Here is an 18,999-nt window from a genome sequence, read left to right as displayed (position 1 = left end):
TCTTGGCCAGCGCCCCCTGTCCAATGCATTTCGTGCGCGCTCGGGTCCCGGGGCCGGCCGACGCGCACCGCCGGCCGCCCCTTCGTCACTCAGCTCATGAACCGCCCCCCAACAAGCCCGCCCGTCTCCCGCCACCGCCCTACCTGAGGGCCTTCGGCCCGCAGCCTTTCTGCCGCACGGGCCCAGCGGTACTTGGCGCCCAGCACGGCGACGGGCTTCTCCGTCGTGTACGGGTAGGCCACCACTCCGTGCTCGTACAGGTACTGGCAGGCCTCCTCGACCTCGACGTCACCCGCGAGCGACGCGACCACGGGCTTCTCGATGCCGCGTGCCCGGAACTCGGCCACCACGCGGGCGGTCAGCTCGGCGAACACCATGGGAGGGGTGACGATCGTGTGCCAGTAGCCGAGGACCAGGGCGTGGATGCGCGGATCCTCAAGACCGAGCCGGATCGTCGCCTCGTACGTCGACGGCGGCTCGCCCCCGGTGATGTCCACCGGGTTGCCTGCGGCCCCGAAGGGCGGGATGAACGTCCGGAAGGCCTCGTCCAGATCCGGCGGGATCTCCATCAGGGACAGGCCGTTGTCCGTCACCGCGTCCGAGAGCAGCACCCCGCTGCCGCCCGCCCCGGTGATGATCACCACGTTGTCGCCCTGGGGGGCGGGGAGCACCGGCAACGCGCGCGCGTACTCCAGCATCTCGTTCAGGCCCGGCGCCCGGATGACACCGGCCTGGCGGAGGATGTCGTCGTACACGGCGTCGTCGCCCGCGAGCGCCCCGGTGTGTGAACCGGCCGCCTTCGCGCCGGCCGCCGTACGGCCCGCCTTGAGGACCACGACGGGTTTCTTCGGCACGGTGGCGCGGGCCGCCTCGACGAACGCCCGCCCGTCCTTGAGGTCCTCCAGGTGCATCGCGATGCACTCGGTGTGAGGGTCCTCGCCGAACCAGGTCAGCAGGTCGTCCTCGTCCAGGTCCGACTTGTTGCCGAGGCCGACGATCGCCGACACACCCGTCTTGGTGGTGCGCGCGAAGCCCAGGATGGCCATCCCGATGCCGCCGGACTGCGAGGTCAGCGCGACCCCGCCCTTGACGTCGTACGGCGTGCAGAACGTGGCGCACAGGTCCTGCCAGGTCGAGTAGTAGCCGTAGATGTTGGGCCCGAGCAGCCGGATGCCGTACCGCTCGGCTATCGCCACGATCTCGGCCTGCAGCGCGTGCTCGCCGGTCTCCGCGAACCCGGAGGGGATCAGCACGGCGTTGGGGATCTTCTTGCGTCCCACCTCCGCCAGCGCCGCGGCCACGAACCTGGCGGGGATCGCGAAGACCGCCACATCCACCTCGCCGGGAACGTCGGTGACACTCTTGTACGCCTTGCGGCCGAGAATGTCATCGGCCCTGGGGTTCACCGGGTGGATGTCCCCGGCGAAGCCGCCGTCGATGAGGTTGCGCATGACAGAATTGCCGATCTTGCCCTGTTCGTTGGAGGCGCCGATCACGGCGACCGACGACGGCTGCATCAGCCGCCGCATGGAGGTGAGGATCTCCGCGCGCGTGTACGTCCGGCGCGGTGGCGGCTGCCGCTCGGCGAGGATCACCCGGATGTCGGCGGCGACCGCGCCCTCGGGCGTGGCGATCACCGGGTTGAGGTCCACCTCGGCGATCTCCGGGAAGTCCGCGACCAGTTGGGAGACCCGGCGGATCTGCTCGGCTATCGCCCACCGGTCCACGCCCGCCTGTCCGCGCACCCCGCGCAGGATCTCCGCCGAGCGGATCGAGTCCAGCATGGACAGCGCCTCGTCGGCGTCCACCGGCGCGAGCCGGAACGTCACGTCCTTGAGCACCTCGACCAGCACACCGCCGAGCCCGAACGCCACCACCTTGCCGAACGTCGGATCGGTGACCGCGCCGACGATGACCTCCTGCCCCGCGGGCAGCAGCTCCTGGATCTGCACACCCTCGATCCGGGCCGCGGCGTCGTGGGCCCGCGCGTTCGCCACGATCCGGTGGAAGGCGGCCCGCACGTCCGCCGCGCCCTCGACGCCGACGATCACCCCGCCGGCGTCGGTCTTGTGCAGGATGTCGGGCGAGACGATCTTCATCACGACGGGTCCGCCGAACCGTGCCGCGTGCGCGACCGCCTCGTCCACGTCCGTCGCCAGTTCCTCGCCCGGTACGGCGATGCCGTACGCGTCGGCGATGACCTTGCCCTCCGGGGCGGTCAGCGCGGTGCGACCCTCGGCGCGCACCGCGTCGAGCAGCGCCCGCACCGTCAGCACCCGGTCCTCGGCCATCACGTCAGATCACTCCGTTCGACTTGAGCAGGCGCAACTCCTCGTCGCCGAGGCCGAGTTCACCCACGTAGACCTCGGCATTGTGCTCGCCGAGCAGCGGTGAGGCGACCACCTCGACGGGGGAGTCGGAGAGCTTGAGCGGGCTGCCCACGGTCACGAACTCGCCGCGCTCGGGGTGCGGGACGGTGACGACCATCTCGTTGGCGACCAGCGAGTCGTCCTCGATGATCTCCTTCGTCGACAGGATCGGCCCGCACGGGATGTTGTGGGCGTTGAGCTTCTCCAGCACCTCCCACTTGGGCAGCGTCGAGGACCACTCCTCGATCAGCTGGAACATCTTGCCGAGCTTGGGCAGCCGCGCCTGCGGCGTCGCCCACTCGGGGTCGTCGGCCAGTTCGGGCCGGCCGATCAGCTCGCTGATCGGCTTCCAGCCGACGGGCTGCACGATCACGTACACGTAGTCGTTCGGGCCGCCCGGCGCGCACTGGACCGCCCAGCCGGGCTGGCCGCCCCCGGACGCGTTGCCGGAGCGGGGCACCTCGTCGCCGAAGTCCTCGTTGGGGTACTCGGCGAGCGGGCCGTGCGCGAGGCGCTGCTGGTCGCGCAGTTTCACCCGGCACAGGTTGAGCACCGCGTGCTGCATGGCCACGTTGACCCGCTGCCCGCGCCCGGTCCTCTCCCGCTGGAACAGCGCCGCGAGGATCCCCGCCACGGCGTGCACACCCGTCCCCGAGTCCCCGATCTGGGCGCCCGTCGCGAGCGGCGGCCCGTCGTCGAAGCCGGTGGTCGACATCGACCCGCCCATGGCCTGCGCGACGACCTCGTACGCCTTGAAGTCGGTGTACGGGCCGTCGCCGAACCCCTTGATGGAGGCGTAGACGATACGCGGGTTGATCTCCTTGATGCGGTCCCAGGTGAACCCCATCCGGTCGACCGCGCCCGGCCCGAAGTTCTCGACCATGACGTCGGAGCGCCGGATCAGCTCGGTGAGGATCTCCTTGCCGCGCTCGGTCTTGGTGTTCAGGGTGATGCTCCGCTTGTTGCAGTTGAGCATCGTGAAGTAGAGGGAGTCGACGTCCGGCAGATCGCGCAGCTGCTTGCGCGTGATGTCACCGGTCGGCGCCTCCAGTTTGACGACGTCGGCGCCGAGCCAGGCGAGCAGCTGGGTCGCCGAGGGCCCGGACTGCACGTGCGTCATGTCCAGGACGCGGATGCCGTCGAGTGCCTTGGTGGTCACCGGACTTCACCTCACTTGTACATGGTCTGGTTCATGGTTCCGGGGGCGTACGCGTCCGGGTCGACCCAGACGTTGATCAGCGAGGGCTTCCCGGACTCGCGGGCGCGCCGCAGCGCGGGCCCGATGTCGGCCGGGTCGCGGACCTCCTCGCCGTAACCGCCCAGCAGCTGCGCGAACTTGTCGTACGCGACGTCGCCGAGGGTGTTGCCGACCCGCTCGCGCGCCACGCCGTACTTCTGGGCCTGGCCGTAACGGATCTGGTTCATCGAGGAGTTGTTGCCGACGATGCCGACGAACGGCAGGTCGTAGCGGACCAGGGTCTCGAAGTCCCAGCCGGTCAGCGAGAACGCGCCGTCGCCGAAGAGGGCGACGACCTCCTTGTCCGGGCGGGCCTGCTTGGCCGCCAGCACGAAGGGGACGCCGACGCCGAGGGTGCCCAGCGGGCCCGGGTCCATCCAGTGGCCGGGGGACTTGGGCTGGACGACCTGGCCGGAGAAGGTGACGATGTCGCCGCCGTCGCCGATGTAGATCGAGTCCTCGGTGAGGAAGTCGTTGATCTCGCTGACCAGCCGGTACGGATGGATCGGCGAGGCGTCCGACTTCAGGCTGGGCAGCCGCTTGTCCAGGGCGGTCTGCTCGGCCGCGCGCAGCTCGTCGAGCCACTCCTTGCGCCGCGCCGCGCCCCCGTCGACCCGCCCGCCGGCCGCCTCGGTGACGGACTTCAGCACCAGGCCGGCGTCGCCGACGATGCCGAGGTCGATGTCCCGGTTCTTGCCGACGGTGCGGTAGTCGAGGTCGATCTGCACCACGGTCGCGTCCGGCGACAGCCGCTTGCCGTAGCCCATGCGGAAGTCGAAGGGCGTGCCCACGATGACGATGACGTCGGCGTGGGAGAAGGCGTACCGGCGCGACAGCTGGAAGTGGTGCGGATCGCCGGGCGGCAGGGTGCCGCGGCCTGCGCCGTTCATGTACGCCGGGATGTTGAGGGTGCGGACCAGCTCGATGGCGGCCGCGGTGCCCCGGGTCGTCCACACCTGGCTGCCGAGCAGGATCGCGGGCTTCTCGGCGTGCACGAGCAGGTCGGCGAGCCGCTCGATCGCCTCGGGGTCGCCGGCCGAGCGCGGCGAGGCGCGGTAGTGGCCGGGCCGCGGCACGCGTGCCCGGCCGGCCGGGACCTTGGCGTCGAGGACGTCGCGCGGTATCTCCAGGAAGGAGGGGCCGGGCGCGCCGTGGTAGCACTCGCGGAACGCCATCGAGACCATGTCAGCCGCGCGCGCCGTGTCCGGCACGGTCGCCGCGAACTTGGTGATGGGCGTCATCATGTCGACGTGCGGCAGGTCCTGGAGCGAGCCCATCTTGTGCTGGGTGAGGGCCCCCTGACCGCCGATCAGCAGCATCGGGGACTCCGCGCGGAAGGCGTTGGCGACACCGGTGACGGCGTCGGTCGTTCCCGGGCCGGCGGTGACGACCGCGCAGCCCGGCTTGCCGGTGATGCGCGCGTAGCCGTCGGCGGCATGGGCGGCGACCTGCTCGTGGCGTACGTCGACGACCTCGATGCCCTCGTCGACGCAGCCGTCGTAGATGTCGATGATGTGGCCGCCGCACAGGGTGTAGATGCGGTCGACCCCCTCGGCCTTCAGCGCCTTGGCAACGAGATGACCACCGGAAATCACGTCCTGGGTGTCGTCGGGCATGGCGAAGTCCTGTCCCTTCGTAGGGGGTTGGAACGCTCTCGCGGTACATTGCATACAGTCGACGAATACTGTATGAAGCTTGTTATCCCGCATCCGGTGGGTGGTGTCCAGGGGGCGTGCGGCACTTTCAGACAGGAGCCGGTGATGGACCTGTACGAACACCAGGCAAGGGAACTCTTCGAGGAACACGGCATCGTGGTGCCGAGGGCGGAGGTCACCGACTCGCCCAAGGAGGCCCGCGAGATCGCCCGCAGGCTCGGCGGCAGGGCCGTGGTGAAGGCGCAGGTGAAGACCGGTGGCCGGGGCAAGGCGGGCGGCATCAAACTCGCCGCCGACCCGGCCGCCGCCGAGCTGACCGCGCGTCAGATCCTCGGCATGGACATCAAGGGCCACACTGCCGGCACCGTCATGCTGGCCCAACCCGTCGACATCGAGGCCGAGTTCTACGTCTCCTACGTACTCGACCGTGCGACCGGCGGCTTCCTCGCGATCGCCTCCACCGAGGGCGGCATGGAGATCGAGGAGGTGGCCGCGACCCGGCCCGAGGCCGTCGCCCGCATCCCCGTCGACCCGGCCGAGGGTGTCACCTCGGCGAAGGCCGCCGAGATCGCCGCGGCGGCCGGACTGCCCCCGCAGACCGTGGACGTCCTCGTCCGGCTGTGGGAGGTGCTGGTCCGCGAGGACGCCCTGCTCGTCGAGGTCAATCCGCTCGTACGCACCCGGCAGGGCCGGCTTCTCGCCCTCGACGGCAAGGTCACCCTCGATGACAACGCCCGCTTCCGGCAGGCCCGTTGGGGCGCACAGCAGGACGAGCACCACGACCCGCTGGAGGCCGTGGCCGCCGCCCGCGGCCTCACCTACGTCAAGCTCGACGGCGAGGTCGGCATCATCGGCAACGGCGCCGGCCTCGTCATGTCCACCCTCGACGTGGTCGCGGGCTGCGGCGCCCGGCCGGCCAACTTCCTCGACATCGGCGGCGGGGCCTCCGCGCAGGTCATGGCGGACGGACTGTCGGTCATCCTGTCCGACCCGGCCGTCACGGCCGTCCTCGTCAACGTCTTCGGCGGGATCACCGCCTGCGACGCGGTCGCCGACGGCATCGTCCAGGCACTCGACACCGTCCGGCTGACCAAGCCGCTCGTCGTCCGCCTCGACGGCAACAACGCGGCCCGCGGCCGGGCGATCCTCGCCGACCGCGCACACCCGCTGATCCAGCAGGCCACCACCATGGACGACGCCGCCGACCGCGCCGCCCGGCTCGCCGCCGCCTAAGGAGACAGGGACGCCATGGCCATCTACCTCACCAAGGAGAGCAAGGTTCTCGTCCAGGGCATGACCGGCGGCGAGGGCATGAAGCACACCCGCCGCATGCTCGCGGCGGGCACCGACATCGTCGGCGGCGTCAACCCGCGCAAGGCGGGGCGGAGCGTCGACTTCGCCGACCGCGCCGTCCCCGTCTTCGGCACGGTCCGCGAGGGCATCGAGGCGACCGGCGCCGACGTCACCGTCGTGTTCGTGCCGCCCGCCTTCGCCAAGGCCGCCGTGCTGGAGGCCGCCGACGCCGGCATCGGGCTCGCCGTCGTCATCACCGAGGGCATCCCGGTCCACGACTCGGTCGCCTTCACCGGCCACGCCCGGACGAAGGGAACCCGGATCATCGGCCCCAACTGCCCGGGCCTGATCACCCCCGGCCAGTCCAACGCCGGGATCATCCCCGCCGACATCACCAAGCCCGGCCGCATCGGACTGGTCTCCAAGTCCGGCACGCTGACCTACCAGCTCATGTACGAACTGCGCGACACCGGCTTCTCCACCTGCGTCGGCATCGGCGGCGACCCCGTCGTCGGCACCAGCCACATCGACTGCCTGGCCGCCTTCCAGGACGACTCCGACACCGAGCTGATCGTCCTCATCGGCGAGATCGGCGGCGACGCGGAGGAACGCGCCGCCGCGTACATCCGCGCACACGTCACCAAGCCCGTCGTCGGCTATGTCGCCGGGTTCACCGCCCCCGAGGGCCGCACCATGGGCCACGCGGGCGCGATCGTCTCCGGCTCCTCCGGCACCGCCCGGGCCAAACAGGAGGCCCTGGAGGCGGCCGGCGTCCGGGTCGGCGGCACGCCCACCGAGACGGCCCGGCTGGTGCTGGAGACACTGGAGGTACGCGGCGACACCGTGCGCGGCTGAGCCGCACCGAGCGTCCCGCGCCGTCCGACGCATCCGGCGTCCCCGGCACGGCCCCGCGCCCCGTGCCCGCGCCCCCGCACCACCCGCGTCCGCCCCGCCCCAGCGCGGCGGGGCGGGCCGGGACGCGGGGGACGGGCACGGGAGCCGCCCCTGCCCCACCCCGCCCGATCGTGCACCGAGAGCGGAGCCGACCCCATGGCAACCAGCCCCACCACGAACCACCCCACCCTCACCCTCAAGTCCGGCACCGCCTGGAACGACGCCTGGCGGCGCTGCCTCGACGTCGCCCCCGAGGCGTTCCGGGACGACGGAGTCCGCAACCTCTGGGCCGCCGCCTGGCAGCCGGACGGCCGCGCACTGCCCGCCACCAGCCCGGTCGACGGCAGCCCCATCGCGGGCGCCCCGCGGCTGGACCCGGCCACCGCCCAGCGGGCCGTCCGCGCCTCGCTCGACCAGCACCGCGCCTGGCGGCACATCCCCCTCGACGAGCGCCGGGCCCGGGCCGCCGCCACCCTGGACGCGCTCACCGAGCACCGCGAACTGCTCGCCCTGCTGCTCGTCTGGGAGATCGGCAAGCCCTGGCGGCTCGCCCAGGCGGACGTCGACCGAGCCATCGACGGCGTGCGCTGGTACGTCGACGGCATCGAACCGATGCTCGCCGGCCGGGCCCCGCTGGCCGGACCGGTGTCCAACATCGCCAGCTGGAACTACCCGATGAGCGTCCTCGTGCACGCCATGCTGGTCCAGGCGCTCGCCGGCAACGCGGTCATCGCCAAGACCCCGACCGACGGCGGCGTCGCCTGCCTCACCCTGGCCGCCGCGCTCGCCGCCCGCGAGGGCATCCCCGTCACCCTCGTCAGCGGCAGCGGCGGCGAACTCTCGGCGGCGCTGGTACGGGCGCCCGAGATCGGCTGCGTCTCCTTCGTCGGCGGTCGCGACACCGGCGCCGCCGTCGCCACCGCCGTCGCCGACCTGGGGAAACGGCATGTACTTGAACAAGAGGGCCTGAACACCTGGGGCATCTGGAACTACTCCGACTGGGCCGCGCTCAGCGCCGTCGTCCCCAAGCTCTTCGACTACGGCAAGCAGCGCTGCACCGCCTACCCCCGCTTCGTCGTCCAGCGCGCGCTGTTCGACGAGTTCCTGGCCGCGTACCTCCCCGCGGTCCGCACCGTCAGGGTCGGCCACCCGCTGGCGGTCGAGCACCCCGGCGACGCCTACCCCGCGCTCGACTTCGGTCCGCTGATCAACGCGGCCAAGGCCAAGGAACTCCAGGACCAGGTCACCGAGGCCATCGACCGCGGGGCCGTACCGCTGCACCGCGGCCGGGCCGCCGACGCCCGCTTCCTGCCCGGCCAGGACACCTCGGCCTACGTCCAGCCGGTGACGCTCCTGGGCCCGCCGCCCTCCTCCCCGCTGCACCACGCGGAGCCCTTCGGGCCGGTCGACACCATCGTCCTGGTCGACACGGAGGCGGAGCTGCTGGCCGCCATGAACGCGTCGAACGGCGCGCTGGTGGCCACCCTGGCCACCGACGACCGGGCCACCTACGACCGGCTGGCACCGCAGATCCGCGCGTTCAAGACCGGCCTCGGCAAGCCGCGCTCCCGCGGCGACCGCGACGAGCTGTTCGGCGGCTTCGGAGCGTCCTGGCGCGGCGCCTTCGTCGGCGGGGAACTGCTGGTCCGCGCGGTCACCCAGGGCCCGGCGGGCGAGCGCCTGCCCGGGAACTTCCCGGACTACCAGCTCATGCCGTGACCCCGCGTCCGGGCGCCGCACGATCCCGCACGTGCCCGCCCGGACACACTCCGTGACCCGGGCCGGGGTGCCGCCGACCGCGTCGCCGGACCTCGCTCAGGTCACGGAAACGCAGGTGAAAGGCACCCCGAAACCTTGGTATTGTTGTCCGTGTCGCCACGGGGAACACCCCCGGCAAGGCGACGGACACCTGGTCCGGGTGGCGGAATGGCAGACGCGCTAGCTTGAGGTGCTAGTGCCCTTTAACGGGCGTGGGGGTTCAAGTCCCCCCTCGGACACCGGTTGAGACCCCACTCATGTGGGGTTCTCTGCTTTTCCGGGCTGTGGCGTGACCAGCTGGCGCGGCAGGTGTCACTGCCGGCGGACGGGAACGTTGACGTCGTCCACGTTGATGTGGCCCCAGCCGCCCGTCGTCCGGTCGACGACCTCTACGTAGATCCGCTCGCCGATGTGCTCGGACAGGTCGAGGACGACACGGCGGTACTGCTCGACCCCGCGGCCGGTCGCCCTGGCCAGGACGGTGCCGTCAGCGGCGCGGACGACGGCGGCGTAGAGCCGGTCGGGGTCATTGCCACCGGACACGAGCAGGTCGACCAGGCCGTCTCCGCCGAGGACGACGGTGGCGGAGCGGAGCACACCGGTGGCGTCGTCGCCGCCCGCCTCCGGGTCGAAGCCCCACAGATGGTGGCCGGCGTCGTCCTGGGTCTCGGCCTGGTAGAACGGTCCGCCCCAGCCCCAGTCGGTGCGGGTGGTGACGCCGGCGTCGCTGAAGGCCGTGCCCGAGACGACGGTCCACCCGGTGAGGTCCCCGGTGCCGAAGTCGTGGTTGGGCAGGGCGTCGACGTCCGTCGGGCGGGGCGGGTCGTAGGCGGCTGGGACGACAGGGGTGTCGTAGGCGCCGTTCATCCGCCAGACGTCCAGCTCCAGGACGCGGGCGGCGCCTCCTTCGGCGGTCAGGCGCAGGCCGGTGGCGTCCTTCCTGGTGGGGTAGACCCGACTGGTCAGGCTGTGGGCGCCGTTGACGTAGGCCTCCACCATCGAACGGTCGAGCAGGACCCTCAGCCGCAGCCGCCCGCTGTCCAGTTCGACGGTTCCGCCGTGCACGCCCTTGCGGACGTCCGGGTCGAGACTGGAGCGGCCGCGGTCGATCCAGAAGCGGCGCTCGGCCGTGTCGTAGCGGAGCAGCGTCTCCTCGGTGCCGTCGGCGCAGGCCCGCACCGCCAGGGTGATCGTCCGGGCGCCCCGCGGATCGACGACGGCGCTGATGTCCAGCAGGTCGCCGGAGACGTCGGCGAGCCGCCGGTTCGCCTCCTGGACCGAGGTCTGCCGGATCCGGGCGAGCCGCTCGCCTCGCAGGCCGGCCGCTTCGGTGATCGGTTCGACGCCGAGGCGGCCGTCCGCACGGAGCGAGACGCTGACGGGCATTCCGGCGTTGTGTGCCCAGCCGGACTGGGCGTGCTGCTGTTCGCTCCGGCGGTCCTGGGTGATGCTGAAGAGCACGGATCGGCCGTCGGGGGTGACGAAGCCGGAGGGGCCGGTGAAGTGCTCCCCGAAGTCGAACTCGCGGGGCTCGTCGTGGTCGGGCAGAAAGCGGCACGCACGCTTGTCGAAGGTGCCGATCCAGTAGTAGGTGTGCTTGACGGCGTTGCGGTTGAACCCCTCCCACCAGGGGCTGATCAGCAGGATGTGCTTGCCGCTGCGCCTGCCACCGGGGCCGGGAAGCGGAAGGAGAACGGGCAGTTCCCACACCTCGCCGGGCTCCGGCTGTGCGGCCAGGTCGTTCCAGTGCAGGGGACCGCGGTATTCCCACGGTCCCTCGGGCCTGCGGGCGGTGTGGACGAGGGCGGTTCCCCCGTGCTTCCGGGTGACCCGCGAGCCGTCGTGGTCGACGATGCCGCTGCCGACCAGCTGGTACCAGACGCCGTCCTCCTCCCAGACGAACGGGTCACGGAAGTTCTCCGCCCACGCGGTGCCGGGGCCGGCCGGGAGACCTGCCGGGGCTTCGGTGACCGGCTCGGCCCTCGTCGTCCAGGCGGGCAGGTCCGGGTCGCCGTCGGTGGCGTACGCCGACACGGCGAGCCCGGTCCGTTGACGGTAGGGCAGCCGGTCGTCGCCGCCGGTGAAGAACAGCACCGGCCCCCGGTCTCCGTCGACACAGGCCGAGCCCGACCAGCAGCCGTCCGGGCCGACCCCGCCCGCGGTCGGAGCGAGGGCGATGGGCAGGTCACGCCAGTGCACCATGTCGGTGCTCACGGCGTGCCCCCAGTGGATCTGTCCCCAGTAGGGGCCGAACGGATTGTGCTGGTAGAAGATGTGGTACTTCCCCTTGAAGTACACAGGCGCGTGCGGCTCGTTCATCCAGTGCCAGGGCGGCAGCATGTGGAACTGGGGGCGGTGCCGGTCCCCGTCGTACCGGGACCGGTGCTGGACCAGGTCCGGCCGGGGCACGCGGCGGCCGGGCAGCGCCGCGATCGCGTCGGAGTGCTCCTTGTGGGCCGTCGGATCGTCCAGGGTGCCCGGGCGGATGACGAGACTGTCCATCAGCCCCAGGTACATGTTGGCCCGGAACTCGCCGTTGAGCAGCGTGGACCGGTTGTGCCGCCCGATGAGCAGCGGCTTGCCCGCGGCGAGCACGGGGGCCCTGCCCGGGGTGGTCGCGGTGCCGATCAGCCGGCCGTCGCGGTAGACGCGCAGACGGCGGGCGGCCGGGTCGTAGGTCGCCGCTACGTGCGTCCACCGGCCCTTGGCAGCCGGCTGGTCCGGGGAACCCTGTACCTCGATCAGGTCGTCCCCGAAGCCGAGTTGGAAGACGATCTGCCCGAAGCGGCGCAGGCCCAGCAGGAATCCGCTCTTCGCGTCGGGGTCGTGCTGGTCGACCAGAGCCTGGGGCTTGCCGTCGATGCCGTGCTCGTACGCGTACGGCGCGATCCACACGTCGAGTGTGAGGCCGCCGGAGGCGTCGAGGTCGCCGGGGCCCTGTGCGGTGACGACTGTCGAGCAGCCGTCGAAGTACAGCGCCCGGCCGCGCACGCCACGGCGTCGCAGGGGATCGCTGTCGGGCTTGTAGCGGGCGTCGTCGAAGACGTGGGCGACAGGATCCGCGGTGCCCGACACCGCCTCGCGGGTGACCGTGCCGGCACGCTCGTCGAAGTCCCAGCGGGCGGTGGGCGTTCCGGGCAGCGCCCGGCTCCCCGCGGCGGCGGGAGCGGAAGCGAACGCGAAGGGGACGATCGTGCCGCCTACGGCGGCCGACACGACACTGAGGGCCGTTCTTCTTCTCATGGCTGTCTCCTGGGGCGTGCGGCAGGCTCGACGCTGTGCCAAATCGGTTTGAGCGGATGGCTCGGCATCGTTCGCGTCCCGTATCGGCTAAAGCAAGAGCTAACGCGCAGCGATTTACCGTTGCGTCACCCAGAGATCGGACATATATCGGCAAATGCCCTCCGTGGAGGGTTCGAGATGTCCGGGGTGTTGACATCGGCCGACGAGCGCATCACTCTCGTCGCAACCTTGCTAATCCGATTTAACAAACGGAGCTGAGCCGCTGATGTCCGAACGCCGCGTGACGATGGCCGACGTTGCCCGCAGGGCGGGTGTCTCGCCGACCACCGCGTCGTTCGCCCTCTCCGGCCGCACCGACATGCGGATCTCCGCCGCCTCCCGCGACCGCGTGCTGGAGGCCGCCCGGGAGCTGGGGTACCGCCCCAACGTCACGGCACGCAGCCTGCGGACGAAGTCGACCCAGACCATCGGGTTCGTGTCCGACCTGATCACCACGACACCGTTCGCGGGAGAAGTGATCCGCGGTGCCCTCGAGGCCGCCAGGGAACGCGACCACCTGCTGTTCATCACGGAGGCCGGCGGCGACCGTGCCGCCGAGTCGGCACTGGTTCACGCGCTGCTCGACCGCCAGGTCGACGCGGTGATCTACGCGACCATGTTCACCCGGTACGTCACCCCGCCCAAGGAGCTGTACGGGCGCCGGGTGGTCCTGCTGAACTGCCTGGCCCCCGGCTTCGATGCGCCCTGCGTCGTCCCGGACGAACTCGAGGCCGGCCGGGACGCGGCCCGTGCCCTGCTCGCGGCCGGTCACACCCGGGGCATCTGGGCGATCGGCGGACACCAGACCGTCCCGGCCACACCCGAGGGGATCATCGCCGGCAACGAGCGCATGCGTGGCCTGGAGGAGGTCCTGCGGGCGAGCGGGGCCCGCCTGGACGGTGTCATCGAGTGCGACTGGAACACGCCGGACGGCTACCGGGAGGTCACCGCGCTGCTCGCCGCGGGCCACCGCCCACGGGCGTTGGTGTGTCTGACCGACCGGGTGTCCATGGGCGCCTACCAGGCGCTCGGCGAAGCGGGGCTGTCGGTGCCCGGCGATGTGTCGGTGGTCTCCTTCGACGACCAGGACATCGCCTCCGTGCTGCGCCCTGCGCTCACCACGCTCAAGCTGCCCCACTACCGACTCGGCCGGCTCGCCGTGGAGTTGATCCTGCGCAGCGGGCCGCTCGAAGCCGTCGTACACCGTGTGCCCATGCCGTTGCAGGAACGTGCCTCCATCGGCGCCCCCGCAGCGGGCTGATGCCGGCACGCGAAAAAGGCCGTCCCGCCGCCCGGAGCCGAGACCTCCGGGCGGCGGGACGACCACCAAGAACAGCGACCGTCGCAACCGGTCGCCAAGCCGGGTCCGGCAAGACCCGTCTCAGTGAGATGGAGGAACCTCGTGGTGTTCAGAACCAGGCGCCTCGCCTGTGCGAGTGTAACCGCCCTGGCGGCGACCGCGCTGGTCGCCGGATGCGCGTCCGGCGACGGCGGCAGTACGTCCGGAGCCAGCGGCAACACGCTGACCCTGTGGACGCACAACGCCGGCAACTCGGCCGAGTTGGACGTCGTCAAGAAGATCATCAAGGATTTCAACGGTTCCCAGGACACGTACGAGGTCAAGCTCCAGGCGTTCCCGCAGAACGACTACAACAGCTCCGTCGTGGCCGCGGCCTCGGCCCGTAAGCTGCCCTGTCTGCTGGATGTGGACGGCCCCAACGTGGCGAACTGGGCGTGGGGCGGCTACCTCGCCCCGATCGATGTCTCCGGCGGTGAAGTACCGCTGTCGGACCAGCTGGCCAGCACGGTTGCCCGCTACCAGGACAAGGTCTACGCGTACGGCTTCTACGACGTCGCCCTCACCTTCTTCGCCCGCAGATCGGTGCTGAACGAGTACGGCATCCGCATCCCGAGCATGGCCGAGCCCTGGACGAAGGACGAGTTCGACGCGGCGCTGGCCGAGCTGAAGAAGAGCGGGACATTCGAGTACCCGCTGGAGATGGGCACGGGCGGCAGCGGTGAGTGGTGGTCGTACGCGTACTCCCCGCAGATGCAGAGCTTCGGCGGCGACCTGATCGACCGCGACGGCTACCGGACCGCCTCGGGCACATTCGACGGCAAGGACTCCGTGGCGTGGGCGACCTGGTTCCGCTCGCTGGTGTCCAACGGTTACATGGCGAAGAAGTCCGGGGCCGACCCCAACAAGGACTTCCTGGCCGGGAAGAGCGCCATCCAGTGGGACGGCAGCTGGAACGCGGCCAAGAACGCCGACAAGCTCGGCGACGACCTGGCGATCATCCCGCCGGTCGACTTCGGCGACGGACCCAAGATCGGTGGCGCCTCCTGGCAGTGGGCGATGAGCTCCAGTTGTTCCGACAAGGACGGCGCCCAGGCGTGGCTGACGTTCGCCCGCCAGACGAAGTACTTCGTCGACTACGCCAAGGCCACCGGCACTCTCCCGGCCACTCAGGCTGCCGCGAGGCAGGTCGACGGCTACCAGCCGGGCGGGAAGTTCAACGAACTCGTCGAGTACGCCCGGACGTTCGCGGTGGTGCGCCCGGTCACCCCGGCCTACCCGTACATCTCCACCGAATTCGAGAAGGCGGCCCAGGACATCCTGGCCGGGGCCGACCCCGAGAACGCGCTCGGCCAGGGCGCGAAGGACATCGACAACAACCTCAGGACGAACAACCACTACGCCGGCTGACCACCCCGGTCCGGTGCGGGCCCCGACCGTTTTTCCCCGCGCGCCCGAACCGGACCGGTATCCCTGGAGCTACCGTGACCACCATGATCGCAGCCCTCGGCCGGCTGCGTACGGTTCGCCGAACCCGAACGACACACACCCGTCGCCGTGAGAGCCTCACCGCCCTCGGCATGGCCGCACCGGCCGTCGTACTGCTGATCGTCTTCCTCGCCGTACCGGTCGTCCTCGCCTTCGCCCTGGCATTCACCGACGCGAGGCTCATCTCGCCCACCCCGGCCCGCTTCGTGGGCCTGCGGAACTTCACCCTGCTCTTCCAGGATCCGGTCTTCTACAAGTCCCTGCGCAATACGGCGTACTTCGCCGCCATCGTCGTCCCGCTGCAGGCCGGACTCGCCCTGGCGCTTGCGTTGCTGGTCAACGCGAAGGTACGCGGGGTCATCTTCTTCCGCACCGTCTACTTCCTGCCCGTCGTCACCTCGATGGTCGTCGTGTCCCTGCTGTGGACCTTCCTCTACCGGAAGGACGGCCTCGTCAACCACGTGATCTCGACACTCACCCTGGGACACGTCCAGGGCCCGGACTGGCTGGGCGACCCGCGCACCGCCATGCCCGCCATCATCCTGATGTCGGTGTGGCAGGGCGTAGGTTTCCACATGATCATCTGGCTGGCGGGCCTGCAGACCATTCCCGCCGAGCTGTACGAGGCCGCCGATCTGGACGGGGCCACCCGCCGGCACCGCTTCCGCCATGTCACCTGGCCCGGACTGCGTGCCACCCGCACGTTCGTGCTCGTCACCATCACCATCGCGGCGTTCAGTCTGTTCACCCAGATCAGGGTGATGACGCAGGGAGGCCCACTCGACTCCACCACGACGGTTGTCCACCAGGCGGTGCACACCGGCTACGACCAGCAGCAGACGGCCTACGCGGCGGCGATGTCGCTGATCTTCTTCGTGCTGGTCCTGACCGTGTCCCTCGTCCAGCGTTTCCTGACCCGGGAGAAGGACTGACATGACCGCCTTCCTGAAGCACCTCGGCGGTCACGCCGGCCGGGTCGTACTCGCCCTTGTCTTCGCGCTCCCGCTCGTCTTCATGCTGGTCTCCTCGTTCAAGCCGGACGACCAGATCTTCGGCGACCTGGGCTCCCTGCGTGCCTTCCTCCCGGTCGGCGCCGTGTCCCTGGACAACTACACGGGCGTGTTCGAGCGTGTCCCGGCGGCACAGTTCCTGCTGAACTCTGTGATCATCTCGTCGGTCACCGTGGCCCTCGGCGTCATCGTCAACAGCATGGCCGCCTTCGCGCTGTCACGGATGCGCTGGCCGGGCCGCAAGGTCGTCCTGACCGCGGTCATCGCCACGCTCATCGTGCCGTTCGAGACCTTCGCCCTGCCACTGGTGTGGTGGGTCAACCAACTTCCGCTGCTCCGTGTCAACGGCTTCCATCCGGAGTGGACCACCGGCTGGATGGACACCTATCAGGTGCAGATCGTGCCGTTCGTGGCCAACGCCTTCTCGATCTTCTTCTTCCACCAGTACTTCCGGAGCGTCCCCAAGGAGATCGACGAGGCCGCGATCATGGACGGCGCGGGCTGGTTCACCATCTACCGGCGAATCGTCATGCCGCTGTCCGGACCGGCCGTCGCCACCGTCGCCATCCTCACCTTCCTGCCCGCCTGGAACTCCTACCTGTGGCCGCTCATGGTCGTGCAGAGCGAGGAACTGCGGCCGGTGATGGTGGGCATCTCCTACTTCTTCCAGCTCAACGTCGGCTGGGGCCAGATCATGGCCTACTCCTCCATGATCACTGTGCCGATCCTGGCCCTGTTCATGGCCTTCCAACGGTCGTTCGTCAACAGCATCGCCTCCACCGGCGTCAAGGGCTGACTGCACCCCTTCGACCTCCCCATGGAAAGGATTCCCTGCGTGTCCGTCATGCCCGCAGATCCCCATCTGCCCGTCGCGCACCTGCGCCCGCCCCGCAACTGGATCAACGACCCCAACGGGCTGGCCTTCCACGAGGGCCACTACCACGTGTGCTTCCAGTACAACCCGTACGGACCCGAACACGCGAACATGCACTGGGGCCACTTCCGCAGCCCCGACCTGCTCACCTGGGAGGAACTGCCCCTCGCCCTGACCCCCACGCCCGGCGGCGAGGACGCCGACGGCTGCTTCTCCGGCAACGCCGTCTCCGACGGGGACCGCATGGTCGCCTTCTACTCGGCCTTCCGTACCGACCGCTGGGCACAGCCGGTCACCACCGCCGAGTCCCGCGACAACGGCGTCACCTGGACACCGCGCGGCAGCCTGCTGATCCCCGAACCGCCCGCGGGCGCGACCATGTACCGCGACCCGTACGTGTGGCGGGAGGCCGGCCGCTGGCGCATGCTGGTCGGCTCGGCCCAGGCGGACGGCCGGGCTGCGGCCCTGCTGTACGAGTCCGAGGACCTGGAACACTGGGACTACCGGGGGCCGTTCCTGGCCCGGACCCCGCAGCCGGTGGCACCGGGCGCCGACACCGGGCTCGGCTGGGAATGCCCCCAGTACCTGCACGCGAACGGCCGCGGCGCGCTGATCCTCAGCGTCTGGGACCCGGAACGGGGACCGCGCCGCACCGTGGTCCACCCGGGGCGCGAGGAAGCCGGCCGCTTCCTCGCCGACGCCCCCGTACTGCTCGACCACGGCCCCGACTTCTACGCCCCGGCACTTCTGCCCGCGCCCGACGGCCGGTGGCTGCTGTGGGGCTGGTCGTGGGAGGCCCGTGACCCGGAGTGGGTGCGCGAGGTGTGCTGGGCCGGGCTGCTGACACTGCCGCGTGAGGTGACCCTCGCCGAGGACGGCTCCGTACGCCAGCGACCGGCGGCGGAACTGCTCGGTCTGCGAGGGGAACGCGCGGTGACCGCTGCCGGTGTGACCTCCGGAACGGCTGTCCTGGGAACGGTCGGCGGGAGCTTCGACCTGACCGCTCGTCTGGAACCTCGTGGCGCCGGCGCGGCGGGGAGCCTACGGGTGGTCACCTCCGCCGACGGCGCCGAGTACCTGGACATCAGGGTCGACCCGGCCGCCGGCGAACTCGTCGTGGACCGTGACCACGCCTCCCTCGACCCCCGCGCACACGGCGGTACCTACCGCATCCCCTGCCCCGAGGCGGAGACGACGTGCGACGACCCGATCGAACTGCGTCTGGTCGTGGACCGGTCCGTCGCCGAGCTGTACCTGCCGTCGGGCCGGACGCTGACCCTGCGGTTCTACCCCACCGGCGGCAGCCCTTGGCGGATCGAAGCACGTGCCGCAGGCGGGGGCCACCTCGGCTACGCGGTCGGGGCGTGGGGCCTGCGGCCCTACACCATGCAGGGCACGGCCGATGCCCACGCCCACCGCTTCCGGAGGCGCTCTCATACGGAGCCGTAGCGCCGGCGCGCGTTCTCGATCTCCTCATGGTGGTCCGTGACCCACTGGGCGAGCGCGTGGACCGTGGCACGCAGGCTCTCACCGAGTGGGGTGAGCCGGTACTCGACTCGTGGGGGCACCTCGGCGTAGACGGCGCGGGAGACGACTCCGTCGCGTTCCAGATGGCGCAGGGTGAGCGTCAGCATGCGCTGGGAGATGCCCGGAACCCGTCGGTGCAGGGTGCTGAACCGCAGGGGGCCGCCACTGAGGATGCCGATGACCAGGACCGACCACTTGTCGCCGATCCGGTCGAGGGTCTCCCGGAAGCCGCGGCCGTTGTCGGGCCATGTCTCGCACGGGTGCGGTGGGGGAGTGACGTCGTTGGTGTCAACGGTGTGTTCTGCGAACATCCAT

At 70.7% G+C, this 18,999-nt stretch carries 13 protein-coding genes and 1 tRNA gene; 9 read left to right on the top strand and 5 right to left on the bottom strand.

Annotated elements, in window-relative coordinates; all coding sequences use genetic code 11:
- Positions 1-89: 89 nt before the first annotated feature.
- From CTZ28_RS20110 to CTZ28_RS20100, 3 genes are read right to left on the bottom strand one after another with little or no spacing between them, the layout of a single operon-like run.
- Positions 90-2,291: an acetate--CoA ligase family protein gene (locus CTZ28_RS20110; RefSeq protein WP_259471705.1), complete on the bottom strand. Its 2,202-nt coding sequence runs from the start codon at positions 2,289-2,291 to the stop codon at positions 90-92.
- 4 nt (positions 2,292-2,295) lie between these two features.
- Positions 2,296-3,528, bottom strand: coding sequence for a formyl-CoA transferase (gene frc, locus CTZ28_RS20105; RefSeq protein WP_121891030.1), 1,233 nt, complete (start codon positions 3,526-3,528; stop codon positions 2,296-2,298).
- A gap of 11 nt (positions 3,529-3,539) precedes the next feature.
- Positions 3,540-5,222, bottom strand: coding sequence for a thiamine pyrophosphate-binding protein (locus CTZ28_RS20100; RefSeq protein ID WP_121891029.1), 1,683 nt, complete (start codon positions 5,220-5,222; stop codon positions 3,540-3,542).
- Between the two features lie 144 nt (positions 5,223-5,366).
- Here CTZ28_RS20100 and sucC point away from each other — a divergent pair, with 144 nt between their 5' ends.
- From sucC to CTZ28_RS20080, 4 genes are all read left to right on the top strand, one after another.
- Complete coding sequence (sucC, locus tag CTZ28_RS20095) at positions 5,367-6,494, top strand: ADP-forming succinate--CoA ligase subunit beta (protein ID WP_121891028.1); 1,128 nt, start codon at positions 5,367-5,369, stop codon at positions 6,492-6,494.
- Between the two features lie 15 nt (positions 6,495-6,509).
- Entirely contained in the window at positions 6,510-7,409 is a 900-nt protein-coding gene (gene sucD, locus CTZ28_RS20090; protein ID WP_121891027.1) for a succinate--CoA ligase subunit alpha, read from the top strand.
- Positions 7,410-7,604: 195 nt separating this feature from the next.
- Entirely contained in the window at positions 7,605-9,167 is a 1,563-nt protein-coding gene (locus CTZ28_RS20085; protein ID WP_121891026.1) for an aldehyde dehydrogenase family protein, read from the top strand.
- 193 nt (positions 9,168-9,360) lie between these two features.
- A tRNA-Leu gene (locus CTZ28_RS20080) sits at positions 9,361-9,445 on the top strand.
- A 73-nt stretch (positions 9,446-9,518) separates the two neighbouring features.
- Here CTZ28_RS20080 and CTZ28_RS20075 read toward each other — a convergent pair.
- Positions 9,519-12,449 (bottom strand): GH32 C-terminal domain-containing protein, encoded by a 2,931-nt coding sequence (locus tag CTZ28_RS20075; RefSeq protein WP_121891025.1) that lies wholly within the window; start codon positions 12,447-12,449, stop codon positions 9,519-9,521.
- A 265-nt stretch (positions 12,450-12,714) separates the two neighbouring features.
- Between CTZ28_RS20075 and CTZ28_RS20070 the strand changes: the two genes are divergently transcribed.
- The 5 genes from CTZ28_RS20070 (at position 12,715) to CTZ28_RS20050 (ending at position 18,606) form a co-directional block, all read left to right on the top strand.
- On the top strand, positions 12,715-13,749 hold the full coding sequence (locus tag CTZ28_RS20070; protein ID WP_259471704.1) for a LacI family DNA-binding transcriptional regulator: 1,035 nt from the start codon (positions 12,715-12,717) through the stop codon (positions 13,747-13,749).
- 144 nt (positions 13,750-13,893) lie between these two features.
- Entirely contained in the window at positions 13,894-15,195 is a 1,302-nt protein-coding gene (locus CTZ28_RS20065; protein ID WP_259471703.1) for an extracellular solute-binding protein, read from the top strand.
- 83 nt (positions 15,196-15,278) lie between these two features.
- Positions 15,279-16,205 carry a carbohydrate ABC transporter permease gene (locus CTZ28_RS20060; protein WP_183154477.1) on the top strand — a complete coding sequence of 309 codons (927 nt, stop codon included), beginning with the start codon at positions 15,279-15,281 and terminating at the stop codon, positions 16,203-16,205.
- 1 nt (position 16,206) lies between these two features.
- The gene (locus CTZ28_RS20055; protein WP_121891022.1) at positions 16,207-17,079 is read left to right on the top strand and encodes a carbohydrate ABC transporter permease; all 873 of its coding nucleotides are present in this window, start codon (positions 16,207-16,209) and stop codon (positions 17,077-17,079) included.
- Between the two features lie 48 nt (positions 17,080-17,127).
- On the top strand, positions 17,128-18,606 hold the full coding sequence (locus tag CTZ28_RS20050; RefSeq protein WP_310887617.1) for a glycoside hydrolase family 32 protein: 1,479 nt from the start codon (positions 17,128-17,130) through the stop codon (positions 18,604-18,606).
- On the opposite strand, the gene CTZ28_RS20045 is transcribed toward CTZ28_RS20050, so the two are convergent.
- A complete protein-coding gene (locus CTZ28_RS20045) occupies positions 18,591-18,995 on the bottom strand; it encodes a winged helix-turn-helix transcriptional regulator (protein ID WP_121891020.1) in 405 nt (134 codons plus the stop codon). The two genes, CTZ28_RS20050 and CTZ28_RS20045, sit on opposite strands and share 16 nt — an antisense overlap.
- Positions 18,996-18,999: the final 4 nt, after the last annotated feature.

It is taken from the genome of Streptomyces shenzhenensis (assembly GCF_003688995.1).
GTDB classification, from domain to species: Bacteria; Actinomycetota; Actinomycetes; order Streptomycetales; family Streptomycetaceae; genus Streptomyces; species Streptomyces shenzhenensis_A.
Note: the sequence above shows the minus strand (reverse complement) of the source record. Positions and strands in the feature narration are given on the sequence as shown.